Raw genomic sequence first — 23,942 nt, 5'->3', positions numbered from 1 at the left:
TAAATGTTGGTAAGGTACCCTTACAGTATGGCTTATCGGGTATGGATTTATGATTACGGATTAAGCAATCCATATTTCACCTTAATCCGCTCCAGCTTCTCAATCATCTGCCCCGAGATCAAAAAGAGGAAGAATACTGTCGCACTCGCATGCACCAGATCGAACCAGAAGCCTGAGATGTAAGTAGCCAGCAGCGCATCCCATGAAAAGCTAGGCGTGACCATCAGTAGCGAGCCCAAATTAATGATTCCGCCATAGATGAGCAGCGTCGCCAAACCCCCAAAAACACACAAGGATAACTTCGTCTTCCTCAGCAATCCTTTTTTAAACAGGATCCCCGCCACGAAGCCAATCAGGCCAAAACAGAACATTTGCCACGGTGTCCACGGCCCCTGCCCGAAGAAAAAGTTGGACACGAAGCCCGCCGCCGCGCCAACGAGAAAGCCCGCTTCTGCGCCGAAGCACACGCCAGCAATGATTACGACCGCCACCACAGGCTTGAACTGCGGTAGCATGAAGAAAGCCCCCCGCCCTGCCACCGCAATCGCAGCCAGAACAGCAATGACGATAAGCTCCCTCGCCTGCGGCTTGCGATTTTCAAAAACCATGGCGAATGGAATCATTGTATAAAGTATGATCAGCAAGCTGATGAAGTAATATTTGCGATCATCGAGCACGAAAATCCCCAGCATCATTGTGGCCGGAATGACGATGAAGATGAGCAGCGCCGCGAAGACGGTTCGCCGACTCAAACGCCCACGAGCTGTGTGCTTCTTTTGCATAAATCAATCACATCCTCTACCGTCACGGCCTCACGCCATAGATGTCGCGCCATCCGATTCGCTGCTGTCGTATAGAAGCTGTTCCCCGCGAAAAACGTATGAGCAGGCTTCGACGTTATGATGCTCCCATCAAAAAACAACGCACAGTCCTCGCCATACTTGGCACAAAACTCAATATCATGCGAAACCATGACGATGGTCACGCCCTCGCTGTGCAGCTTTTTCAGAAATACGCCAAGCTTCTCTTTAAAAAAGCCATCCAACCCTTTCGTCGGCTCGTCGAGCAGGAGGATTTTCGGCTCCAGCAGGAGCACCTTGGCAAGCGCGGCACGCTGCTGTTCCCCTCCGCTGAGGTCATACGGGTGCATCCTAAGCAATGGCTCTAACTCTGCAAATTGGACCACAGCCTCCACTTTGAGCCTTTTTTCCTCCGCCGTGTACGTGGTGTCCGCCAGCATTTCATACAAATCCAGCTCCACGGTCTTCTTCACGAATAGTGTCGCTGGATTCTGTGGCAGAACACCTAAGCGGTTGACGAAGAGCTGTTTAGCCTTCATTTTGGCCGGGTTATGTCCATCAATCAGCACCCTCCCCCGATACGGCTGCAGGATGCCGCTGATGAGCGACAAGGTAGTCGTTTTTCCCGTCCCATTCCCCCCGACTAGGCAGTAAAACTGCCCTTCCCGCACTTCAAACGAAAGGTCCTTGATCACATCTGCCCCATTTCGTTCATGTCTGAACCATACATCCTTGAATTGAATCGCAAGGGGACTTGTGCTGGTAGAGGTGCTGATAGGTAGCGCCAACTCGGGCGCAGCCGACCTGTCCGCTATATACGCATTGAGCCATTCCCGGCCCTCTTTTACCGTAATTGGCCCTGTTTGGCCCTCATCGACACTGGCATGAATTTGCATCGGCGTAGGCATGGCCGCAAACATCGGATGCCCCAGCTCACGCAAAATCTCCCCCACCTGCGGTGGGGCATCATCGGCAATCACTCGTCCTCGATCCAACACGATGAGCCGATCCGAGATCGGTAAAACCTCCTCCAGCCGATGCTCTGTCATTACAATCGTTGTCCCTAGCTCCCGATTAATTTTTCTAATTGTTTCCAGAAAATCTGCAGCAGCAATCGGGTCCAGCTGAGACGTAGGCTCATCCAAGATGAGCACCGAGGGATGCATCGCCATGATCGAGGCTAAATTGAGCAGCTGCTTTTGCCCGCCGGAAAGCTCGCTAACGCTCTTATGAAACCACGTCTGAATACCGAAAAAGCTGGCCATCTCCGCAACACGCAGCCGAATCGTAGACTGATCATAGCCTAAGCTCTCTAGTCCAAAAGCTAACTCATGCCACACCTTATCCGTCACGATTTGATTATCTGGATTTTGCAGCACGAATCCAATGTCCGCTGCTTGCGTGCGCTGGTCGACTTCACTCAACTCTCGCCCGTGAAAATAAACGTCCCCGCTCCGCGTTCCGTGAGGCGAGAGTACCGTCTTCAGCTGTCTAAGCAGCGTGCTTTTCCCACAGCCTGACTTCCCGCAGATCGCAATGAACTCCCCGCTCCGAATCGTCAGATTAATGGCAGTCAGGGCATTGGTCTCTTGCAGCGGAAAGGCAAAGCTTAAATCCTTGATGTCATAAATCGCCATTTGAACCCCTCCACAATCTGAATAAACACAGGTAGTAAGCACAATGAGCCATAGGCGATATACACCACCACACTAAACGGTGTCACATCTGGAACATGAATCGATGGAAAATAGCGAGTCGTATTCTCTCCCCTCCACGCGCCTACGCCTACGACGAGGATGAGTCCACTCATAATGAGGCTAAGTGCTTGGTCACGACGATCCCATCGAAACATCGAGAAACTCGTGCGGCCCGGCAAGCCGTATCCCCTCGACTTCATAGAGTCGGCCGTTTCAATCGCATTTTCCAGCGCCCAGGTCGTCATGATCGAGAGGATCCGAATCCCATTGCGAGCTCTTTTTAAAATATGACCCTGCGAAGCATCCCGGCCGATGCATCGCTGCGCATTCGAAATGATCTTTAACTGCGTTAAATATCTAGGAACAAAACGAAGTACCATCGAAAGAATCAGCGACAGGGCTGGCATCATTTTACCGAACAAATAAATGAATTTATCCGACGTCATCACCGCATTGTAGCAGGAAAACCACACAATCACCGTCACGTACATGCAAGCGGCAGCAATTCCGTACAGCATCGATTCCAGCGTAAACGGATTGCCATTGTGTAGATAAAACAGAATCGTCACACCCGCGTGATTAAAAACAGGGTTCATCACAGCCGTCAGCACGAGCAGCGGAATCAGATATACCGCATTAGATTTAGCGGCATTCTTCCCTTTAAGCATGAGAGAATAGATGACGCTACTTACGAGCGCGATCGCTTGAAAGATCGGGTGCATAAACACCATACTGCAGATCAGAATCACTACAAAATATAAGAAATTTAAGACCGGGTGGTACGTCGAGAAGGCGTCTCGCTTCATTTTTTTCCACCTGCCCCAGCTGGACCTCCGCCTACATCGCGCCCCAAATCACACGTGTATACCCACTCGATAACATCGCCCTCTTTTAACTGAAACCGACTCGCTCCATAATTAGGAAACCAGCCGTTCACCTTATACATCCAGCCACTTAACTCCCCGCAGTCAAACTCATATAAATTGTGAATACCCTCGATATAATTGCTGTTATACATGGGCGTCATGGCGAATTCCATGTGGATTTTGTTCTTCTTCATCTCTCTGAGCAAGACATCAAACACCGATTCTCCCTCATAAAAGGTTACCGTCTGCGCCTTATAAATCACGCCGTCCTTCGGCAGCACTTCCAGCTTATCCTTATTGAACAAGCCCATATGGTTCAAAATCGTCTTGCAAGTCACGGATAATGTAGCCGTGAACGATTTTTTCTTATCGATCGTAGCATCCTGCCACTCGACAGGCTTCGGTTTGCCTTCCGGCACAGGTTCGGTAAGGAATTTATCCTTGGTTGGTTCTGGCGCTGGCGTTGGCGTCGCCGTTGGTGCCTGTGTCGGCGTTGGTGTTGAAGTTGGCGCTGGCGCTGGAAGCGTTGGTTGTACGGATGGTGCTGGCGTTGGCGTTTCCACCGCTGGTTTTACGTCTTCTGATGGTTTTGGCTCTATCGGAACAGACGTTGTCTCCTGTGGGGTAATCGTTGGCGCCGCAGATGGCGTTTCCTGCGCTGTGGGGCTGCTTAACACGGATACAGTCGTGGTTTTCGGACTATTCCCGCCCCAGAAAAAAGCGATAGCCAGCACAGCAACAATGCCTATTCCCATCAGCCATTTTTTCATCGACATGCGATTATTCACATCCTTAATGAATAAAGCAAGGGCACTCTCATGCCCCTGCTCGTCACTGCTTATTCTACGTTTACATCCGTCATATCGTATAAACGATTTCTCCCTGTGATGAGTCGGTCGTAGGCCACAAGTGCATACAGCGCCTGATCCGTCGCCATCGGGTCCACTTCGCCTGGTTTGCCGCCGCCATTATCGACTCCGCCGGATTTCACATGGTAGAAGCCGCCATTGGCGGAGGCATAGCTTAGCAAGGCATCGATGACTGAGCGGCTATTTTTGATAAAACGCGCATCCGTATGCGGGTTTATTCCAAGGCTGGTAAGCGCCACTACGACCTGAGCAATGCTTTCTAGATTCGCAGTCTCATAACTCGCGTAGCCGCCGTCTGCCGTTTGAGCTTTGGATAACCAAGTCAGTGCGCGATCTACTGCCGCCTGAACTTGCGGATTCGTTTTATAATAAGGAGCTAGACCTTGGATCGCCATCGCCGTAATGTCCGGATCGGACATTGCCGCGTTCTCGCCTAAAGCCCAGCCACCACCTGCTATTTCTCTCTTCAAAATAAAATCGATCAACAGCTCCCTAGTTGTCTGTTTCTTAACGCCATTAACAATCGGGATGTCATAGGCTTTGCTATCTAGGGCAATCAAGGCGAATATAGGGCCATTAATACCTTGCTTGATCAGCGTATTGTAATCCGCTAGCCACTCTCTCAAGTTATAGCCTGCTACCTCATCAACATTACGGCCGATGGACGTTAGCGCTAGGATAACGCGATCATACTCCGTATATTTCACGGCGTGAAGCTTTCCTGAATTTTCCTTTAAAATCTTTTCTACATTCGCGTAATATTTCGCGTAGTAAGTATTAGGAACTGGCACGCCTGAGCGCGCCAGTCCGAATACCGTCCAATCTCCACCGATTGAGGCTATGATTGGATCTGTGATTGTTTGCTGCAAGAATGCCGCAGTCTGACTAATTTGCTTCTCTACCACAGCCTTGTTCATGTTATCCGAAGGAGCAGAAAGAAGCGAAAGAACCAACATGATTATAGTTAAAATTTGTCCCATGCTACTTTTTCAACTCGTGAAGCCTCATGATAACGACAGCCACCATCTCACGCGTTACTGGCAGCAAGGGATTGAAAAACCCGCTATCATCCGTCAACAATCCAGCTTCAATCGCCTGGTTGACGTAAGGCAGGGCCCATGCGGAGACACTCGCTTGGTCTTTCAAGCCTTTGTCTTTCTGCTCCGCAACGGACCATCCTTGTAATCTACCTAGAATCACAGCCATCTCCTGTCTGGAAATCGTTTGATTCGGGGCAAAAGAATGTTCAGCAACGCCCGATATCAGCCCTTTTGCTTTTGCCGTGGCCACGTATTTATAGAACCAATCGTCTGTGCTTACATCCTCAAAGTCAGACTCACCGCTGACAAACTCAGCTCCCGTAAAACGGATAATGAGCGCCGCAAATTCTGCTCTTGTTAACTCCCGCTTCGGTTCAAACTTCGTTCCTGTTCCATCCATGTAACCTAGCGTTGTTGCTTTAGCGACAGCATCCTGTGCCCAGTTCGAAATCGTAATGGCATCTTCATATTCAGCTGCCAGTGTGTTTTTGGTTTCTTCTGTAGGCTCTGCAGGCTCTTCAGGTTCCGTGGGTTCCGTAGGCTTACCAGGGATAATTGGGACAACTCCACCTCCTGGCGGAGTATACACATCACCGATGTCTTTCCCCAGATCCTTGGTAAACTGCCAACGAAGGATATCATTGTTCTGTAATGTGTAAATACCTGCGCTGTATTTGGGAAATACGCCGTTCACGGAGTACATCCAGCCACTTAGCGGCAAATCTCGATCCATTTCTTTCAAGTTATCAATCGATTGCACATAAAGGCTTGCACCCGTACCGATGTAAGACAGAGCTAAACTTTGGGAACCCAGTACACGCTGCAAAAGTGTGAAAGCCGTATCGCCAGGCTGCAACGTAACGGATATAGGAGCAATGATATCCCCTTCTCCCAATGAGCGTTTTTCAACAGACAAAGTAACTTTCTGTGTACCGCCAATTGGGCCAGTACCACCGCCAGATCCCGGCGTATTAACAATGGACGATGTAAATGCTAGAAACTCCGTAAAATGCTTCGTTTTAATAATCAAATCGCCATTTTCGCTATATGCATATACATCATCGCTGCGATAATCGCTATTGTTATATTTCGGAATGGCGCTATAATTCCCGCTTTCATCAATGAAACCGGCGTTTTTATCCCCCATCCCTTTCAACTTCAGGGTAACGTGTTGATTAAACTGAATGCGGCTATCACCGCCGACTTTAATGCGCGAATCGATGCTGTCTAGCTTACTACCACCAACGGTTAGAGCACCATTCACTTTATTGGCAACGGAATTATCGGTTGTGCTAAGTACTCTCGGCAGCTCAATCTCATTGTTCCACGCTGAAGTCACCCGTGTAAAAGCAGGTATCTCCAACTCCGTAGTGCCTCGTTTGGCAATGATCTCTGGCAATGCGACCGTCGTAAACGAAAGGGTAATTTTGTTCGTCGCTTGATCATTAGCATCCGTCGAGAAAGATACATTGGACTCATTAGCGCCCACATTGACAGTTTGATCACCCGTCGTGCTCACGTTATGGATGGTCAGCGCATTACTTTCCGAATTACTGACCAGTGCGGCTGGCAGTGCTTTGAGCGTTAGGGTTCCTTTTTGACCTTGCCCCGCAAACGTAACGACAAGATCTTGATGATTGCTTGCTTGAGCTATATTGGCGATCGACAAGCCTGTGGTGCCAGGATCAAAGCTCCAATTCGTTGCCACATCAGCCCCAAGCGTAAACGTATCACCAACTAGTTTGATTTGTAAGCTAGGATTCAGCGTACCGATATTCGTATTCAAAGCAACCGAAATGGATGGCCAACGACCATAGTAAAATTTAACGACATCGTCGTCTTTTAAAATGTAATCCGCAGCGCTGACGAATGGTGAAACCCCATTCACCTCATACATCCAGCCATCATACCCGCCAAGACTTCCTTCTGATTGACCTGCTACTGAGGAAAGATAGGCACCATAGCTGCTATCTTGAATGACGTAGTCGATATTTGCCTTCTCTAACGTTTGTTTCAAGGCATCCATGGCCGTCCCAAAACGTCCATATGCGGAAGCCGTTACCGTTTGCTGTGCATAAATAGGAGCATCTATGCCTTGAACACTTAACTGAACAGTCGTTACATTGGCTTTATCCGCCAAACGCTGCCAAACAGACTTGTTATGCTGAATATCCGTTAACGCGATTAATATTTGCTCTGTTGCCATTAGATTTTGGGTTGGCGGCGTTACTTTCCAAGAAAATGATCCAGTAGGCAGCTGGAAGCTATAAACGGCATCAACAACCGTGTGTTCATTGATCCAACTTGCGGACCGCATGTCTTCTCCAACAGCGACCAAGCCTGATACAGAAGTAGCCAAACTGTTCGAATTATCGCCGTATCCCCACGGACCTGTTGATTCAAACCCGCCGTTAGCAAGTTGCCGTTGCTTCAACAACGCTTTAGCGCGACCAATAGCTGTGACTGCAGCGCTATTCGACTGATAATTGCCTAGCGCCAATAAGGCCATGCCTGTTATATCCGTATCCGAATGCGTCCCTGATAAAGCAAATCCACCATCTGTTAATTGCTTGCTTAACAAAAAGCTCAACGCTTTATCTTTGGCTGCTTGATTCCAAGTACCTACATTGTGCTTTAATTTCTCTCCCGTATCCAAGGCAAGCATGGCAAATATATGTTTATTGATGCTGCCAATGGCACCCGTTGAAGCATTTTGTTGTGCGGCCAGCTCAGCGTATAGATTCCTCTTGGTTTCCCAAGCTATGGACGGATTGCGATCCATCGTCAATAAGCCGAATATTTTTTGAATATGATCCGTTCCACCTGCATTTGCCAAAAATCCCGGATCTACTTTTTCCCACGAAGGAAGGTTCCATCTCCCATTATGCAAATTTTCCCCAGCACCCCATAGCGCAACCATTTGCCACCAGGAAGCAAGATTCGTGCCGTTTTGTTGATAGTAACGGACAGTATCCGAGATAATCGTATTCAATTTCGTAGTTTGATCTGATTCAGCTGCTCTAGCAGCCTGTGGAACAAGTATTAAAATGATAAGTGCAAAACTAAGTAAGGCTGAAATCCCTTTTTTCATCAAACGAAACAAACCAATCACCTTCATCTTTCTTAAAAAAGTTGGACAAACAAAAAAAACACCTTTCTCTGAGTAACAGAAGAAAGATGTCCTTGTAAAAAACGTGTTAATCCAACGACTAACCGTTATTTTTGGTAAATGCAAAGAAACATCTTCCTCCCATCCTCGTGAGAAAAAAATAAAAATACTTATTAGGCAGGTCTCCTGGCTTCGCTTCATCGCATGTACAATCTCCTTCCCATCGAGTGACCGAAAGTGGATATGATTGTATGCTCAGCGTTACAGTGGCGGGACCGCATCGGACTTCAACCGAACTTCCCTATTAAGCTTCCGCTAGATTCAGCAGAAAGCACCTTATAAGCTAGTTTATGAAATTGTCTGTAATCATGACGAATTGTACATGACTTCCTCGCAATAAACAATCCTTTTTTTTCTCAACAAAAAAAGGCAACCCCTCCAAGGCCCATGGCCCCGCGGGATTACCTTCCTCTTTTACCCGTGCAATCTGCAAATTAATATTTACAAATACCACGCGTAATGATAACTAGCAAAATGAAAAGTACTAGGATACTAGCAGCCGTATTGTTTTTCGGAGGACAAGCGACTGCTTGCGTGTGAACTGGTTTTGGGAATACAAATTCAGTTTGTTGGTAGGACGCGTGCAGGTGGATATTGTGTGCTGGTTGCTGCATGATCGGCGCTGGAGCTGGAAGTGGAGTCGGCATTGGCATTGGCATCGGGGTAGGCATAGGCATTGGTTGCATTGGGTAATTCGGAACTTTTATATGTTCCATGAGAAATGCACCTCCTTCATATTTTCCCTTAAGGGACTTTCACGTGAATAAACAGTTTAAACAGGATTGTTATTGTTGAGGTTGGGTGAATAGCTTACAACATCAGTCTATGGGGAACCACCTACGTTGCACACGGTAAACACCCAGTTACCACATAAATTGGGTGGGTGTCATGGGCGAACGAGCATACATGCCGACCATCCAGCACAAAAAAAGGGACCCTCCCGCAATGAATATAGCTGGGGCCTCCCTTGCATGCAGCTGGGAAGGCTGCACAAATGCAAATAGGCAACCTTTTTCAGCGGCTGAACCGCTCGATCTAAAATAAATGCAAATAGGCATCAATTTCCGCCGTCATGCCTCTTCTGAGCACCTTTTCGGCCCAAAAGGTTGCACTCTCGCAATTATTTCTCTCCATTTCGCTGTTTTCCTCGAAAATAAGTGCCTTTTAGCATCTTTGACCGCTTACACGGACATTTCAAACCTAGTTTCCTAATTTCAGCTGAACGCCCTCTCAAAAAAAAACCGCCCCCTATCAGAGGGAGCAGTCCTAAAGACCTTACACGTATGGGTTATTCTCACGCTCAAAACCAATCGTTGTTTTCGCGCCGTGCCCCGAGTAGACGATCACCTCGTCATCCAGCAGGAACAGCTTGTCCTGGATGGAATCGAGCAGCGTATTGTGGTTGCCACCGGGCAGGTCGGTACGACCGACCGACAGCTTAAACAACACGTCACCGCTGAACAGGTGATTCTCGTACAAGAAGCTCACACTGCCCGGCGAGTGGCCCGGGGTGTGGAACACTTTGAGCTGGATGCCCAGAAACTCAAGCGTCTGCCCCTCATCCAGCGAGAATTCCGCAGGATCGGTCTCAATCAGAGCGCCAAGATCTGGCCAGCGTGCGGAGCCGTTTTTCTTCGGATTCGTCAGCCAATCAGCTTCCAAGTCGTGAATATACACGGGGCAGTTCTTGAGCTTGCGAATCTCATCCACACCACCGATGTGATCAAAATGCGCATGCGTCAGCAGAATCGCCACGATATCCATGTCGGCGATCTTTTTGATCAGCGACTTGGGATTCATGCCTGGATCGATAATAATGCCTTGATTTGTCTCTGGATTCGACAGCAAGTACGCATTCGTCTGCACCGGCCCCAGGACAAAGGATTGAATGTTAATCATCGTAATGCCACCTTCACCTTAGAACGACTCGATCAATGAACGAAGTTCCTTCACAATAACGGCATGGTATCCGTTACCTTCGCCATATTGACGGCCCATTTCGGCTCTGGCTACTTGAATTTTTTCGCTATAATCAGCTGCATCGCGATCTGGATTTTCTTTTTTGAATTGCGTCATAACCGCTTGTACATGCTTCGGACGAGGACCCCAGTGTCCAAGCACAAAACCGCCTGTATCTGTGAAAATAACGATCGGAATCGCACGTCCGCCGCCTGTTAGGAACTGATCGATCACATCATAATTTTGCTCGATGATGAGAACTTCTGTCGGCACGCCGCTATTTTCCAAAGCTTTGAAAACAACAGGCACATTGCGAACAACGTCTCCGCACCAGTCAGCAGCAACAATCAAGCAACGAAGATCATCGCGATTATTGAGGGATTCGAAATATTCCTTATCCTCTTCATTGTCCCAAGCGAAACCATCGTAATACGCTAGGAATTGTTCTTGATTTTTCGTCATACCATCGATAAACTGTTGTGGCTTCAAGCCTGTGCGCAGCATACTAGCAAGATTCGTACTCATTGATTTCATCCTCCCAGGAAAGTCCATATTCTCTCATTCATTGTAACAAAAGCAAACGAAACCGCCAAATCGAGATTCCTAGACTTTCGTTTTTCTTTTCAAATAAAATTGATAGCCCGCATACAAAATCGTCAACACGACCGCTGCGACAATTAAAGGTTTAATATAAGGCCCCGCGTACTCGCCGATCGTCTCCCAGTTGTCTTTCAATTTCATGCCCAAATAAATATACAAAAAAGAGTAAGGAATAAGCGCAAGCCCCGTGTACAGGGTGAATTTGCCTAGTGGCATTTTCGCCATTCCACCTGGCAATGAGATCGCATGACGTACAATCGGAATAAATCTCGCTGTAAAAATCATGCCCGTCCCATACCGGTTAAACCAGCTTTCCGCTACATCAATATGATGCTTGCTGATCAGTAAGTATTTTCCATACTTCTCCAGAAATGGTCTACCACCGTAGCGCCCAATCCAATACAGAACAACTTGAGCCAACGTCCCCCCGACGACCGCACAAAGCATACCACCCACGAAGTTAATTTGTCCCTTGGACACAAGATACCCTGCATAAGCTAAAAGCAATTCATTCGGAATGACCTCCAGCATTAACCCAAGGAAAATCCCCCAGTACCCCAAGCCTTCCAAATATACCAAAACACTTTGAATCAAATCATGCATGCGTAACCCTCTCTTCGCTTTGCTTTCGATCTTTTATCCATCTAAATCGCTTAATGCTACATGTAAAATAATCTCATCCACATTCTATCATAGACAGGCTCTCATCCACTACTTGTATACAACTCTCCTCTAAAATATGCCACAATGTGCGATTTACAGGCCTCTACAGGTGCGCTGAGCTCTTTGCCTGCACGGTGAATCAATCCATGCTCTAACGGGATCGGTTTCTCCGTACTCACTCGCAGCAGTCTGCCCGAAGCAAGCTCATTCTCTACGGAAGTGACAGGCAGCAAAGAGAGCCCCATGCCGCACATCATCGTCTGTTTGAGCATTTCCGTGCTATCGAAGGCCATTTCGGTAAAAGTAGCAATCCCCTTGTCCGTCATCAGTACCTGCGAAGCCAATGACTGATAGATACAGCGGCTGCCGAAGCCGATAACCTGCGTATTAGCAACAGCTTCCCAGCCTTCCAGCTCAATTCGCTCCACCAATGAGGGCGCTCCTACCCACACCAACTCATCTGCTAAAAGTGGGATAAAAGTAAGATTCCGTGCCTTCGGATCTCGCGGTACGATGCCTAAATCCACGCGGTATGCCGATACCTCCTGGATAATATCGCGTTGAAAGCCCGTTTCCAGCTGCAGCTGAATGTGCGGAAATTGCTCGAACAACGTAGGCAGCATCCTCGGCAGGTGCGGCACGCAGAACGATTCCAGCGCCCGCAAGCGCACCACGCCTTTCGGCGCCTGCAGACCTGTAAGCTTCTCCTGCAGGGATTCGCCCAGCTGTAGAAAACGATACGCATAAGGCGCAACCTCTCGGCCTGCTGCGGTTAATTCAACCCCGCGCGGCAGCCGCTGAAAGAGCGACTGTCCCAACGTTTGCTCCAGCTGAAGAATATGCATCGTCACTGTGGATTGCACATAGCCGAGCTTTTGAGCGGCCTTACTGAAGCTTTTTTCCTCCATGACCGTAATGAAGGTTTTCATACTTCGACCATCCAGCTGTTCCAGCATTGGCAACGCACCACCCATCGTATAATCAAATATCAACTATCGTAATCATTCGTTATTCAAATACCTGAGCTTATGATACCATCAGGGATATCAATATGAAAAGAGGCATATCCCATGATCACTCGACTTCGGCCACTCTCCCTCAAACTGATTCCTGGCATCGGCGGTTTCATCGCCATTCTGCTGTGCAGCTGGCTCGGCGACCTCGCGCGCACCACGCTGCTGATGGCGCCCTTCGGCGCCTCCTGCGTCATCGCCTTCGCGCTCCCGCAGAGCCCGCTTGCGCAGCCCCGCAGCCTCATCGGCGGCCACGTGCTAAGCACGCTCGTCGGGCTCTGCGCCCTCACCGCGTTCGGCGTGCACGCGTGGAGCCTCGCCCTTGCGGTCGGCGCCGCCATCGCGCTCATGCAGCTGACGCGCACGCTGCATCCGCCCGCAGGCGCCGATCCGCTGCTCGTGATGCTCACCGGCGCAGGCTGGAGCTTCCTGCTCACGCCGGTGCTGCTTGGCGCAGCGGTGATCGTCCTCGTTGCCTGCGGGTATCACCGGGCAACCCGAACCTATCACTACCCCACGAAGTGGTGGTAACTCGCTACTCGTTACTCGTTATTCGTTACTTGTCTCGTCACCAATAACGCGCAATTCCCGATTCATGCGCTGACAAGCCTCCGCATAAGATGTACAAGACCCTTGTACAGGAGGCGGACCCTATGTCCCGAGTATGGATTGTCAAACGCAAGCACGTCGTTCAACTAGCAGCCGCACTTCTACTTCTTCTCATCGGATGGCTGTATGTAAACCGAGCAACCATCCTGCCGACCTTAGCCGAACCCACGGCAGAACGCACCATTCATATGGTTGTTGGGGAGTTCAAATCAACCACAGCTGATGGCAAAACCATCGAAGCCTATCGCTGGGACCCCGGCTCTGTCGATGTGCGTAAAGGTGAGCATATTAAGCTCAGCATCTATGGCGTCAATGGCGAAAGTCATCCCTTTCTCATAGAGGGGCTCAATATCAGCGGCGAGATCAAAAAAGGCAAAGAAACCATCGTCCATTTTACAGCTAATCAAGCAGGTACCTATCGCCTAATATGCATGACCCATACAGATATGGCGCATAGCGGGCCGATGATCGGCTATATTGAAGTGCATTAAAAAGCCTCTCCAGTTAAAACCTTTAGTCACCTTCTACCACCTCGAATCGTCATCATTAGGCGGCTCGATGCCAGAAGTGGCAATAAGGTTTTTTTTCGTTTACACTGATGCCAAGCTCAATTGATTCTCAATGAAGAAGGTGCTTCCCTGTGAAAACACATATACTCGTCGCCGATGACGATGCCCATATTCGCGAATTAATGCGCTTCCTTTTTTCCAAAGAAGGGTATGCTGTCTTTGAAGCAAGTGACGGTGAGCAGGCTTCGAGACTGCTGGAAACGGAACAAATCCATCTCGCGGTTGTTGATGTGATGATGCCGCTGCGTGATGGCTTAGAGCTGTGCGCTGAAATCCGCAAACACTATGATATTCCCGTTCTTCTTGTGACTGCCAAAGGAGAGATTGAAGATAAAGAGCGAGGCTTTGCCTCAGGCACCGATGATTACGTGGTAAAGCCGTTCGAGCCGAAGGAACTGCTCTTCCGAGCGCGCGCCTTATTGCGACGCTACCAGTTGGTTTCCTCAGAGATAATTACACTTGGCCACACGGTCATCAATCGCAAAAGCTATGAAGTCACGATCGCAGGTGAAACCCTGTTGTTACCGCTTAAAGAATTCCAGCTGCTCGCCCAATTGGCGAGTCATCCTGGGCGCATTTTCACGCGTGAGCAACTGATTCACATGCTGTGGGGCACAGATTATGCGGGTGACAGCCGAACCATCGATGTTCATATAAAGCGACTGCGGGAGCGTTTTTACGAGAAAACAAGTGACTTTATGATTACGACGGTGAGAGGACTTGGTTACAAGCTTGAGGTGACAGAAGGGTGAAAACATTATATTTTCGCATCGTTGTTACGTTTATTCTCATCGCAATGGTCAGCTCGGTGCTCGCACTCTTTCTTTCGAATTGGTATTATCTAACGAAATTAAGAGATCAGAATGAAGAGCAGATCTGGAGAATTACAACGGAAATTCGCGCGCTATACGAGGAAATGCCGAGTGTTGAGCCCGATACCTATTTCACCCATATTGCCAATATGGGGTTTCAGCTTTATGTCGTAAATGAACAGATGGCAGGCACCTTCTATGGAACGCCGTATAAACATACGCAGTTTGATCCGGAGCAAATTCATCGTGTTTTAGCGGGAGAAACGTACCGAGGGATGCTGCAGGAACGTCATCTCTTGATGGTGATTGGCTATTTTGAAAATAGCCTGCGCAACAGTATCGGTGTTCCTGTTCAGGTGCAGGGGAAAACGTATGCCTTGTTTGTTCGGCCTAATCTGGAACAGCAGATCGGCGGCGTGCGCGTCCTGATGGCTTTTCTGCTCGGGCTTACCTTCCTGTTCAGCATCGTCCTTATCATTATTCTCTCCCAATTCATTGTGAAGCCTATCAAAAAATTACGAGAAGCCACAAGGCGGATCGTTGGCGGCAGCTACGACATAACGATGGACGTTTCCCGTCAAGATGAAATCGGGGAGCTTGCTCGAGATTTCACCTACATGGCACAATCGCTCAAACAGGTTGAGGATATGCGGCAGGAATTCGTGGGCAACGTCTCCCATGAAATCCAGTCTCCGTTAACCTCGATTCAGGGCTTTGCCCAATCCATACTGGATCATTCGACCTCCGAGGAGGAGAAGGAGCGCTATCTTCATATCATTTTAGACGAAAGCCGAAGGTTGTCCTCTCTCAGCAAACAGCTCCTAACACTAGCCTCGTTAGATAAAGAGAGTCACCTAGTTAAGCGCACCGTGTACCGGCTGGACGAACAAATCCGTCAAATTCTTATTCATACGGAGTGGCAATGGTCGGATAAAGACCTGGCAATTGAGTTGGATCTGCCAGAAACAGACGTCTCGGCTGACCACCAATTGATACATCAGGTTTGGCTTAACCTCATTACGAATGGTATTAAATACGCACGCCCGCATGACGCTTTACACCTCGCGATTCAGCCATCAGAGACGGAGGTCACCGTCACGGTAAGCGACACAGGGATTGGTATGTCGGAGGCGGAGCTGCCTCATATTTTCACCCGCTTCTACAAAGCGGATCGTTCCCGAAACCGTGCCAGTGCTGGCACGGGCCTTGGTTTATCCATTGTTCAGAAAATCATCGAGCTGCACGGTGGCAGTATTCATGTGCAAAGTGAGCTCGGCAAAGGGACTACTTTCACCGTTCGACTGCCTCGAATGTAATCTCCCATTCATCATCCGTTCATATTCCTCTCCTACTATTTGAAATAGATTTAGGAGAGGGGAATGAACCTGCATGAAACATACTTTATCACGTCTTGCCAAGTTCGTTAGTAGTGCCAAAGGTGTCAAAATCGTACTCATCAGCTGGCTAGCTGCCATCCTATTATTAAGCGCATTTGCGCCATCTTCCAAGGAAGTCGCCCAAAGCGGTGGTGAAGGCAGCCTAACTGGCTATACCCTGTCTGAAGAAGCTGAACAGCTACTAAAACAGAATTACCCTTCCCAAGATGGCTTAACGGCCATCCTCGTGTTCCATTCCGACAAACCCATTACGGATTCTGAACGTGGTGCTATTACGAGCATCAGTACGTGGCTGGCTTCTAATCAGAAACCACCCTACGTCACGCGTTCTCTCCCCTTTCATCAAATGCCTGCCGCGCAGCAAGAGCTCTTATTTTCCGCAGATCGAACAACGCTCTTGCTAACACTCTCCCTACAGAAAGAGCTGGCATCTGGTCCTGTCTACGATACTCTAGAACAGATTCGTCATATGTCGGAGCAGCAAGGATTGGGGAACATGAAGCTTGAAATTACAGGTCCTGCGGGTATCTCGTTTGATACCATCATGCTCTTCAAAAAAGCCGATATTGTGTTAATGCTCGCCACACTTGGGATCATTCTCATCATTTTAATCGTCATCTATCGCTCCCCGCTTCTAGCCTTGTTACCCTTGGTTATCGCAGGCATGGTGTATGCAGTCGTCGATAGACTCATAGGCTTAGCTGGCAAAATGGGCTGGATATTCGTCGAGAAGCAATCCCTCTCCATCATGATGATCTTGCTTTTTGCCGTGTTGACGGATTACTGCTTATTTATCATTGCACGCTACCGTTCCGCCCTGCGGACCACGGATTCCAAGTACGATGCGATGGCGAAGGCCTTCTCCAACGTAGCTGAACCGATTTTCTTCAGTGGCGGCACCGTGCTAATCGCCATGATCACTTTATTCACTGCTGTGTTTAAACCCTATCATAGCTTTGCCCCTGTCTTCTCTATCGCGATGTTGGTCATTTTGCTCGGTGGGTTGACGTTAATTCCTGCCATGTTTGCATTCATTGGGCGGAAAGCTTTTTGGCCGTTCATTCCGCGTGCGGATATAGTTCAAGCGAATGAAGAGCCTCGCGGCTTCTGGTCGTGGATAAGCACTCGTGTTACCACAAAGCCACGGATAACCGCTATTGTAATCATTATCGTTCTGGCGGTACCTGCTCTATCTTCACTAGACATGCGCTACTCGTTTAATCTCATGAAATCCTTCCCTAGCGATATTTCTTCCAGGCAAGGCTTTGAAATTCTGGAAGCACGATTCCCACAGGGGGAATTGGCGCCAGTCACTGTCCTTTTGGAGTCGGAGAAAGCAATCGAAAGGGATGCGTCGTTTAATAGCAAAATAAGTACTCTAACCGAACTTATCCGGGGGCGTGAGGGGATTAATTCGCTGAAAGCGGCGGTCGATTCTGAAAATGTCGATTTACCTAAGCATACGATGAAGTTTCAGCTGATCCTGAAAATGAATCCCTATGATCAAGCCGCACTTGAGGTGATCTCCAACTTACGTAAGGATAGTGATGCCATGCTTGAGCAGAGTGGCTTCGAGCCTGGCCAGTTCACCCTGCATTATGCTGGCCAGACTGCAGAGCAGCTTGATGTTCGTACTATGAATAAACGTGATACGATCGTTATTTTCTCACTCATTACGGTCTTGATTACCGTTATGCTCATCTGGCAGTCCCGCTCCATTCGACTGGCACTCACCATGATGGCCACCATGCTGCTGTCCTACGCAGCTACGATAGGAATCGTCTGGAGTGTGTTTCATTTCGGATTTGGTCACGATGCCTTCAGCTACCGTCTACCAGTGTACACCTTTATTTTTCTCATCTCGTTAGGCGTGGACTATAACATCATCTTGGTATCTCGGGTGCAAGAGGAAGCACAGCACCATCCATGGCGAATAGCCGTGCAACGCGGCGCGGCGTTAACTGGCGGCGTCATCTCTTCAGCTGGCATCGTACTGGCTGCGACCTTCTGTGTCTTAATGACACAGCCTTTACAAGAACTGCTGCTGTTTGGATTCGCGATGGCGGCAGGCATCCTCATCGATACCTTCCTCGTTCGAGGTATGCTGCTTCCTGCACTGATGACCAATATGGACCGCGTGAGGATACAGCGAAGCTTTCTTCACGAACTTGGGCGCAATAGGTAGTTGTCCCGAGTCGCTCTCCGCCCTCTCTGTGCATACACATATCAGAGAGAGGAGCGTCGATCCCTGTATGGTGTATCAGAAACAAAGTGAACGTCACAAGCAGCAACTCCCCAACGCTCGTGCCATTCGGAGAGCCTGCAACAAGGAGTTATATCGAACAATTAAGCGGCTAAAAATTTATCTTACCCTTGAGCAAATCAAGTCCGCCGAGACGATCTATGTGAAAAAAGTGATGCTGAATCTCCCTTTCATCGTCGAGAACGGCAGCAACCGTCGATTGCTAGCTGACTGGTTCGGCGAAAATGTTGCGCCCGAGGTGGCTCCTATATGGAATGTCGAGCTGGCAAGCTTGAATGAGGCGTTTCGTGACGCATTTGGCGGGTAATAGTAGAGCGATGCGGTTTAAACAATGCGAAAAGAGCGGTTTATTACCGCTCTTTTTTGTGCGCTAGCGCTCGGTCGACGCACGAAGGGCAGTACAAAAAAAGGCCGCAAGGACCTCCGTCCTTGCGACCCACCAATTTCCTAGCGATACTCAGGCAACCACTTGCCGTGCGCCTCAATCAACTCATCGCACATCGCGATGATATCGTCCATCGACAACTCCGCCGAAGTGTGCGGATCCAGCATCGCTGCGTGATAAATATGCTCACGTTTACCAGTAATTGCCGCTTCAATCGTCAACAGCTGCGTGTTAATGTTTGTGCGGTTCAGCGCCGCCAACTGCGGAGGCAGATCCCCTACATACGTCGGTGTAACGCCGTTGCGATCAACCAAGCATGTCACTTCCACACACGCTTCGCGCGGTAAGTTCGTGATCAAGCCGGTGTTCATGACGTTACCGCCGATTTTGAACGGAACATCCGTCTCGATTGCCTCGAAAATGTACGAAGCATACTCATGTGAACGCACATGCGATAGATTCGCATCGTTCAAGAGATCCTCACGCATTTGCTTCCATCTGCTGATTTGATCGATACAGCGGCGCGGATACTCATCGAGTGGAATGTTAAAGCGATCCACCAGCTCTGGGTAATTCCGTTTGATGAAGTACGGATGATACTCTGCATTATGCTCCGAGGATTCCGTAATATAGTGGCCGAATTTCAGCATCATTTCATAGCGAACCATGTCTTTGTGCTTTTCTTTTTGCTTCTCAGCCGCCCGACGCTTAATCTCAGGGTACAGATCGACGCCGTCTTTGGACACTTCAAGCAGCCAAGCCATATGATTGATTCCTGCGATTTTCGACTTAACCCCTGTTTGATCCATCCCCAAATGCTTAAACAATTCTGGCACGCAAGCCTGTACACTGTGACACAACCCTACCGTACGCACACCGCCATACGTGTTCATGACATTAGTCAGCACCGCCATCGGATTCGTGTAATTGAGGAACAGCGCATCTGGACATACTTCACGCACATCCGCAGCAAAATCCAACATCACCGGGATTGTTCTTAAGTTTCTGAAAATACCGCCAATCCCCACCGTATCGGCAATTGTTTGGCGCAAACCGTACTTTTTCGGAATTTCAAAATCCGTAATTGTACATGGATCATAGCCACCTACTTGGATCGCGTTCACCACATATTTAGCGCCTCTGAGCGCTTCTTTTCGGTCCGTATACGTTATAATATTCGATGTACTTCCGCTTGTTTTCTTGATGTTATTCAGTATGTTCGCTGAGTCTTGCAAACGTTCATGATCAATATCAAAGAGAGCGATTTCAAAGCCTTGCAGCGCGGGTGTAAGCAAACAATCACCAAGTACATTTTTCGCAAAAACTGTGCTTCCTGCACCTAAAAAAGTAATTTTGGACATGTGAGAATCTCCTCCAATAGTTCATCTATTAACATATCCTAACTATAGCGCAAGACTGATATGAAAAATATGGAATGAAACAACTCCAATATGGACATTTGTAGTTTAATAGCGTACGCTCAAATTAAAAAACTTAAAGAGGCTCCTATGTTTCCAGATCACACCTACTTCAAAGTCAGCATTAATCCCCTTCACAGTAATCTTGATTTGTCTGTACTTTTTAGCGGTGAAGGCAAGCCCCTCCCGCTTCATCGCATGGGACCCGCTGTACATGACTACTACTTAATCCATACGGTACATGCCGGAACGGGCACTTTTGAAATGAGTGGTCGTACCTACTCCTGCACAGCCGGAGATACATTCATCATCTATCCAGGCGAGCTGTTCACCTACACCGCTGATCCTGTAACGCCTTGGCACTATACGTGGGTTGCGTTTACCGGCAGAGCCGCAAGCACAGTGCTTGCCCAAATTGGCGTGTCCGCCGATCAAGCAGTCGTCTCTGGCAGTAAGCCGCGTACGATTCGGCACTACTATCGCCATATCCGCTCCGCTTTTCGCCAAACCGCTTTTCCGCAGTTGGAGGAACTGGAAGCTGAGGGTTGGCTGCGTCTGCTTCTTCGTGAGCTTGGTCGTGTGAATACCGACCAAATTTTGATGAAGCCCGCTGCTGAAACCGATATCCAACGTCAAATTGGTCAAGCCATTCGCTACTTAGAGCTGCAGTACACGCAAACCGTCTCGATCGAGCATCTCGCTCGCAGCCTAGGCTATCATCGTACCTATTTGTGTAAAATGTTCAAACAATCCACCGGCTTATCACCGATGCAGTATTTATTCAACATCCGCATGGAACGCGCCAAGGAGCTGCTGGAAACCGCCATGACGATCGATCAGGTCGCCTCCTCCGTCGGCTTTAACGATGCGCTATACTTCTCCAAGCAGTTTCACAAATGGAGTGGCTCTGCGCCCTCGGTGTATCGCAAAGAACTGCGCAGCGCACAGCTCTGAAGCACATCAACAGCGCGCACGCAGCCGCTACAATGAAAAAAAAGACAACCGCATGCGGTTGTCTTTTGTATTACCTAGGTTTCCTCGAGATCACTAAATTTCAATATCCACAATCAAGCTATCCACACGGCCAACTTCACGAATATAGGCTGCAACCTCTTGATGCTCAGGGTTTGGACCGTAAGCAGCCAACGCAGCGCGATCTTCAAACCGCACCGAAAGCACCACTTGGAAGCCTTGATTTTTCTCCGAAAAATTAAGACCCGCTTGGATATCCACGATACCTGTCAGATGGGGACGCAGCGCTTTGAAACGATCAACAACCTCTTGCAGCTGCTCCTGCGTTGTGGACTCACCAAATTTAACAAGGACAATATGATCAATCATGATGTGAACCTTCTTTCTTTATTCAATAAATATAATAAATAATAAACGCCACTAATCTTATCATCTACCGGCTATCGACGCAATCCGATCAGAGCTCAACACCTGAACCCCTGTTTTCCCCGACTTGGCGACTCGAATGAGGCCTGTTGCAATAGTGCTCGCCTGAATAGGGCGATACTTCCGTAGACGTCCCGTCATTAACGGAGATATAGCTCGCGCCACGATGCTTCCCAGCTTTTCACCCAAACGGAACTCTCCGCGGTTGCCAAGAATTAGAGAAGGTCTGAGGAGGTACAGCGCACGAAGCCGTGTTCCTCGCAATTTCTCCTCGACCTCACCTTTTACCTGGTTATAGAAAAAGGAGGACGTGCGATCTGCACCCATGGCAGTCACAATCGCGAACACATCTGCTTGCGACTTACTAGCCACTTCCGCCAGCAGCAAGGGGTAGTCACGATCCACTCGGCGAAATTGCTGCTTGGAGCCTGCTTTTTTAATCGTCGTTCCTAGCGTGCAGAACACGTGCGCATGGGATACCTCAGAAGCCTTCAAACTCTCACCAAGCTTCCCAAAATCGATCACCCGCTGCTCCAGCTTCGCATGCCCGCCTAGCTGCTCTACATCTAGCTTCTTTCGAACTAGCGCAATAATTTTATCATAGTCTGGATCATTCACGAGCTGTTTAAGCAGCTCTTGTCCAACTAAGCCAGTTCCTCCCGCAACAATCGCTGTTCTCCCTTTCATAGCACGCCTCCACCATCATATTTATACATGATTATTTTCATCATAGGACCATTTGGTATCCACTTCAACCCGGTTCCTTCCAGCAGACTTTGCCCGGTATAGAGCATGGTCAGCCCGAGAAACCATATCTTCCAGCACCATCGTTCCGTATTCCAATGTAGGCGAATATTCCGCAACGCCGATGCTCGCTGTGAGTTTGACCGTAAGCTCGTCTCTGCGGTATGGCTCCGCAATGAATAGCGCTCTCAATTCCTCGGCCAATCTGGCGCTCTCCTCCGCATCTTTACACAGAAGCAATAGAATAAACTCTTCACCGCCATACCTTGCCACAATGGTATCGTCCCCTGCATATCGCTTCAAGAGGCTAGCCACATGATGAAGTACGCCATCACCAACCAAGTGACCATACGTGTCATTAATTTTTTTAAAATGATCAATATCCATCATCATGACGGAACATGTCCGACCGGTAAAAATACACGTCTGCAATCGCTTGTTACCCTCTAGCATGATATATCGACGATTATGTATGTCTGTCAGTTGATCCATCCATGCCGATTGCTCCAACAGCGAAATATTCGACTTTAGCCGATCCGACATCAGATTAAACGTAGATACCAATTGGCGCAGCTCCACAGGAGCTTTTCTTATTTTATCCGCATCAATCTGGTAATCGTAGTTCCCCTTCTGAATGATCTTCGTGGCTCGCAGCAAATAGCGAATCGGCCTCTCGATCTTAGCAGCAGTAAACACAGCAGCCGCAATACTGAGAAGCAGCGCGATCAAGGAAATGATAATAATCGTCATGCTTAATTCATTCAGCTTTTGGAAAATTTCCTTCTGCGTGATCTCGCCAACGACTAACCAATTTTTCTCGAGGGACCATCTGTACTGACCGTAGACACGCTCCCCTCGGAAACCAGTATAGACACTCTGATCCTTGCTATTCATCTTCGCACGTTGATAAATCTCCGATGCAAGAGGCTGTATCATCGAACGATTCTTGGCATGGTCGGAGGCTGTTACAATATTGCCCTGTGCATCAAGCACATAGACTTCCCCCGTCTCTCCAAAGCTAAGCTGAGCAATCAATTTATTCAGCATATCAAGGGTGACGACACCGAGCACAAGCCCTTTGAAATCATGATGATCGCCAATAACGGGAGCCGAGAACGTGATAACGGGCTCGCCATTTTCTTTGGACAACACGACGCCCGAAACGAAGCTTTTATTTTCCTTCCCTTTCGAGAAGTACTGCCGATCTCCCACATAAATCGTGTTCGTATCCGAGCGAATATAGCCATCCGGCTCCACAAAGGTAATCGAATAAAACTCCGAGTTCACCTTCGCAAAATCTTGAAACTCCCTTTTTAAATCACCGATTCGATGAAACTTGGCATTATCTGAAAGTGCGAACCGTTTGATCGCATCCAGCTTTTCCTGATTCCAGCGTTCGATATATAAGCTCTGCAAGGCGATCACTTGCTTGAGTTGAACCCCAGCCTCCTCTAACCGATTGCCCTTCTCTATGAAGTAAAAAGGAACAATGATCGAAAACGTCAGCAGCAAAATGAATGCGCTTATCCAGAGTTGAAGCCTTGTTTTAATGGTATGATCGATAAAAAGAGAAAACAACAAATGCCCCATCGAGGTTTTCCACCCTTATATGTCTATATCTTCATTATACCTTATATTCAGATAAAAATAGACTGATTTGGCTAATTTATG

22 protein-coding genes and 1 riboswitch are annotated in these 23,942 nt (G+C 48.5%); of the genes, 7 read left to right on the top strand and 15 right to left on the bottom strand.

The window, feature by feature from the left end:
• Positions 1–53: 53 nt before the first annotated feature.
• The 11 genes from AC58UX_RS28400 to AC58UX_RS28350 all read right to left on the bottom strand — a co-directional run bounded on the left by AC58UX_RS28400 (position 54) and on the right by AC58UX_RS28350 (position 12,637).
• Positions 54–752: an ECF transporter S component gene (locus tag AC58UX_RS28400; RefSeq protein WP_497259043.1), complete on the bottom strand. Its 699-nt coding sequence runs from the start codon at positions 750–752 to the stop codon at positions 54–56.
• On the bottom strand, positions 749–2,437 hold the full coding sequence (locus AC58UX_RS28395) for an ABC transporter ATP-binding protein (protein ID WP_497259041.1): 1,689 nt from the start codon (positions 2,435–2,437) through the stop codon (positions 749–751). Before AC58UX_RS28395 ends, AC58UX_RS28400 begins: the two co-directional genes overlap by 4 nt.
• Positions 2,410–3,303, bottom strand: coding sequence for an energy-coupling factor transporter transmembrane component T (locus tag AC58UX_RS28390; protein WP_497259039.1), 894 nt, complete (start codon positions 3,301–3,303; stop codon positions 2,410–2,412). The genes AC58UX_RS28395 and AC58UX_RS28390 overlap by 28 nt, the downstream gene beginning before the upstream one ends.
• Positions 3,300–4,139, bottom strand: coding sequence for a DUF4430 domain-containing protein (locus tag AC58UX_RS28385; protein ID WP_497259037.1), 840 nt, complete (start codon positions 4,137–4,139; stop codon positions 3,300–3,302). The genes AC58UX_RS28390 and AC58UX_RS28385 overlap by 4 nt, the downstream gene beginning before the upstream one ends.
• Before the next feature lie 62 nt (positions 4,140–4,201).
• Positions 4,202–5,212 carry a prenyltransferase/squalene oxidase repeat-containing protein gene (locus AC58UX_RS28380; protein WP_497259035.1) on the bottom strand — a complete coding sequence of 337 codons (1,011 nt, stop codon included), beginning with the start codon at positions 5,210–5,212 and terminating at the stop codon, positions 4,202–4,204.
• Position 5,213: 1 nt separating this feature from the next.
• The gene (locus tag AC58UX_RS28375) at positions 5,214–8,390 is read right to left on the bottom strand and encodes an S-layer homology domain-containing protein (protein ID WP_497259033.1); all 3,177 of its coding nucleotides are present in this window, start codon (positions 8,388–8,390) and stop codon (positions 5,214–5,216) included.
• A 150-nt stretch (positions 8,391–8,540) separates the two neighbouring features.
• A riboswitch (cobalamin riboswitch) is annotated at positions 8,541–8,735 on the bottom strand.
• 140 nt (positions 8,736–8,875) lie between these two features.
• The gene (locus AC58UX_RS28370; RefSeq protein ID WP_497259031.1) at positions 8,876–9,157 is read right to left on the bottom strand and encodes a hypothetical protein; all 282 of its coding nucleotides are present in this window, start codon (positions 9,155–9,157) and stop codon (positions 8,876–8,878) included.
• A 559-nt stretch (positions 9,158–9,716) separates the two neighbouring features.
• The gene (locus tag AC58UX_RS28365) at positions 9,717–10,340 is read right to left on the bottom strand and encodes an MBL fold metallo-hydrolase (protein WP_497259029.1); all 624 of its coding nucleotides are present in this window, start codon (positions 10,338–10,340) and stop codon (positions 9,717–9,719) included.
• An 18-nt stretch (positions 10,341–10,358) separates the two neighbouring features.
• Positions 10,359–10,925 carry a thioredoxin family protein gene (locus AC58UX_RS28360; protein ID WP_497259027.1) on the bottom strand — a complete coding sequence of 189 codons (567 nt, stop codon included), beginning with the start codon at positions 10,923–10,925 and terminating at the stop codon, positions 10,359–10,361.
• A 78-nt stretch (positions 10,926–11,003) separates the two neighbouring features.
• A complete protein-coding gene (gene uptA / locus AC58UX_RS28355; protein ID WP_497259025.1) occupies positions 11,004–11,603 on the bottom strand; it encodes an undecaprenyl phosphate transporter UptA in 600 nt (199 codons plus the stop codon).
• A gap of 101 nt (positions 11,604–11,704) precedes the next feature.
• On the bottom strand, positions 11,705–12,637 hold the full coding sequence (locus tag AC58UX_RS28350) for a LysR family transcriptional regulator (protein WP_497259023.1): 933 nt from the start codon (positions 12,635–12,637) through the stop codon (positions 11,705–11,707).
• Between the two features lie 96 nt (positions 12,638–12,733).
• On the opposite strand from AC58UX_RS28350, the gene AC58UX_RS28345 reads away from it, so the two are divergent.
• The 6 genes from AC58UX_RS28345 (at position 12,734) to AC58UX_RS28320 (ending at position 18,633) form a co-directional block, all read left to right on the top strand.
• Positions 12,734–13,207 carry an HPP family protein gene (locus tag AC58UX_RS28345; RefSeq protein WP_497259021.1) on the top strand — a complete coding sequence of 158 codons (474 nt, stop codon included), beginning with the start codon at positions 12,734–12,736 and terminating at the stop codon, positions 13,205–13,207.
• Between the two features lie 122 nt (positions 13,208–13,329).
• On the top strand, positions 13,330–13,776 hold the full coding sequence (locus AC58UX_RS28340; RefSeq protein ID WP_497259019.1) for a cupredoxin domain-containing protein: 447 nt from the start codon (positions 13,330–13,332) through the stop codon (positions 13,774–13,776).
• A gap of 149 nt (positions 13,777–13,925) precedes the next feature.
• Positions 13,926–14,606 carry a response regulator transcription factor gene (locus tag AC58UX_RS28335; protein WP_497259017.1) on the top strand — a complete coding sequence of 227 codons (681 nt, stop codon included), beginning with the start codon at positions 13,926–13,928 and terminating at the stop codon, positions 14,604–14,606.
• Positions 14,603–15,982 (top strand): sensor histidine kinase, encoded by a 1,380-nt coding sequence (locus tag AC58UX_RS28330; protein WP_497259015.1) that lies wholly within the window; start codon positions 14,603–14,605, stop codon positions 15,980–15,982. The genes AC58UX_RS28335 and AC58UX_RS28330 overlap by 4 nt, the downstream gene beginning before the upstream one ends.
• A 73-nt stretch (positions 15,983–16,055) precedes the next feature.
• Positions 16,056–18,248: an MMPL family transporter gene (locus tag AC58UX_RS28325; RefSeq protein ID WP_497259013.1), complete on the top strand. Its 2,193-nt coding sequence runs from the start codon at positions 16,056–16,058 to the stop codon at positions 18,246–18,248.
• Between the two features lie 67 nt (positions 18,249–18,315).
• Positions 18,316–18,633: a dehydrogenase gene (locus AC58UX_RS28320; RefSeq protein WP_497259011.1), complete on the top strand. Its 318-nt coding sequence runs from the start codon at positions 18,316–18,318 to the stop codon at positions 18,631–18,633.
• 140 nt (positions 18,634–18,773) lie between these two features.
• Here AC58UX_RS28320 and AC58UX_RS28315 read toward each other — a convergent pair whose 3' ends face one another.
• Positions 18,774–20,072: an alpha-glucosidase/alpha-galactosidase gene (locus AC58UX_RS28315; protein WP_497259009.1), complete on the bottom strand. Its 1,299-nt coding sequence runs from the start codon at positions 20,070–20,072 to the stop codon at positions 18,774–18,776.
• A 147-nt stretch (positions 20,073–20,219) separates the two neighbouring features.
• Here AC58UX_RS28315 and AC58UX_RS28310 point away from each other — a divergent pair, with 147 nt between their 5' ends.
• A complete protein-coding gene (locus AC58UX_RS28310; protein WP_497259007.1) occupies positions 20,220–21,083 on the top strand; it encodes a helix-turn-helix domain-containing protein in 864 nt (287 codons plus the stop codon).
• 93 nt (positions 21,084–21,176) lie between these two features.
• Here the strand turns inward: AC58UX_RS28310 and AC58UX_RS28305 are convergent, their stop codons facing one another.
• From AC58UX_RS28305 to AC58UX_RS28295, 3 genes are read right to left on the bottom strand one after another with little or no spacing between them, the layout of a single operon-like run.
• Positions 21,177–21,470, bottom strand: coding sequence for a Dabb family protein (locus tag AC58UX_RS28305; protein WP_497259005.1), 294 nt, complete (start codon positions 21,468–21,470; stop codon positions 21,177–21,179).
• Positions 21,471–21,530: 60 nt separating this feature from the next.
• Positions 21,531–22,214: an NAD(P)H-binding protein gene (locus tag AC58UX_RS28300; protein ID WP_497259003.1), complete on the bottom strand. Its 684-nt coding sequence runs from the start codon at positions 22,212–22,214 to the stop codon at positions 21,531–21,533.
• Between the two features lie 21 nt (positions 22,215–22,235).
• Entirely contained in the window at positions 22,236–23,861 is a 1,626-nt protein-coding gene (locus tag AC58UX_RS28295) for a diguanylate cyclase (RefSeq protein ID WP_497259001.1), read from the bottom strand.
• Positions 23,862–23,942: the final 81 nt, after the last annotated feature.

The organism is Paenibacillus sp. J22P90, from assembly GCF_059692195.1.
Note: the sequence above shows the minus strand (reverse complement) of the source record. Positions and strands in the feature narration are given on the sequence as shown.

Excerpts from the sequence above, each read along its gene's own strand:
- uptA (WP_497259025.1), bottom strand. The coding sequence starts at position 11,603 with ATGCATGATTTGATTCAAAGTGTTTTGGTATATTTGGAAGGCTTGGGG.
- AC58UX_RS28315 (WP_497259009.1), bottom strand. The coding sequence starts at position 20,072 with ATGTCCAAAATTACTTTTTTAGGTGCAGGAAGCACAGTTTTTGCGAAA.
- AC58UX_RS28310 (WP_497259007.1), top strand. The coding sequence starts at position 20,220 with ATGTTTCCAGATCACACCTACTTCAAAGTCAGCATTAATCCCCTTCAC.
- AC58UX_RS28385 (WP_497259037.1), bottom strand. The coding sequence starts at position 4,139 with ATGTCGATGAAAAAATGGCTGATGGGAATAGGCATTGTTGCTGTGCTG.
- AC58UX_RS28390 (WP_497259039.1), bottom strand. The coding sequence starts at position 3,303 with ATGAAGCGAGACGCCTTCTCGACGTACCACCCGGTCTTAAATTTCTTA.
- AC58UX_RS28375 (WP_497259033.1), bottom strand. The coding sequence starts at position 8,390 with ATGAAGGTGATTGGTTTGTTTCGTTTGATGAAAAAAGGGATTTCAGCC.
- AC58UX_RS28350 (WP_497259023.1), bottom strand. The coding sequence starts at position 12,637 with ATGGGTGGTGCGTTGCCAATGCTGGAACAGCTGGATGGTCGAAGTATG.
- AC58UX_RS28360 (WP_497259027.1), bottom strand. The coding sequence starts at position 10,925 with ATGAGTACGAATCTTGCTAGTATGCTGCGCACAGGCTTGAAGCCACAA.
- AC58UX_RS28345 (WP_497259021.1), top strand. The coding sequence starts at position 12,734 with ATGATCACTCGACTTCGGCCACTCTCCCTCAAACTGATTCCTGGCATC.
- AC58UX_RS28380 (WP_497259035.1), bottom strand. The coding sequence starts at position 5,212 with ATGGGACAAATTTTAACTATAATCATGTTGGTTCTTTCGCTTCTTTCT.
- AC58UX_RS28305 (WP_497259005.1), bottom strand. The coding sequence starts at position 21,470 with ATGATTGATCATATTGTCCTTGTTAAATTTGGTGAGTCCACAACGCAG.
- AC58UX_RS28300 (WP_497259003.1), bottom strand. The coding sequence starts at position 22,214 with ATGAAAGGGAGAACAGCGATTGTTGCGGGAGGAACTGGCTTAGTTGGA.
- AC58UX_RS28295 (WP_497259001.1), bottom strand. The coding sequence starts at position 23,861 with ATGGGGCATTTGTTGTTTTCTCTTTTTATCGATCATACCATTAAAACA.
- AC58UX_RS28395 (WP_497259041.1), bottom strand. The coding sequence starts at position 2,437 with ATGGCGATTTATGACATCAAGGATTTAAGCTTTGCCTTTCCGCTGCAA.
- AC58UX_RS28370 (WP_497259031.1), bottom strand. The coding sequence starts at position 9,157 with ATGGAACATATAAAAGTTCCGAATTACCCAATGCAACCAATGCCTATG.
- AC58UX_RS28340 (WP_497259019.1), top strand. The coding sequence starts at position 13,330 with ATGTCCCGAGTATGGATTGTCAAACGCAAGCACGTCGTTCAACTAGCA.
- AC58UX_RS28320 (WP_497259011.1), top strand. The coding sequence starts at position 18,316 with ATGGTGTATCAGAAACAAAGTGAACGTCACAAGCAGCAACTCCCCAAC.
- AC58UX_RS28325 (WP_497259013.1), top strand. The coding sequence starts at position 16,056 with ATGAAACATACTTTATCACGTCTTGCCAAGTTCGTTAGTAGTGCCAAA.
- AC58UX_RS28365 (WP_497259029.1), bottom strand. The coding sequence starts at position 10,340 with ATGATTAACATTCAATCCTTTGTCCTGGGGCCGGTGCAGACGAATGCG.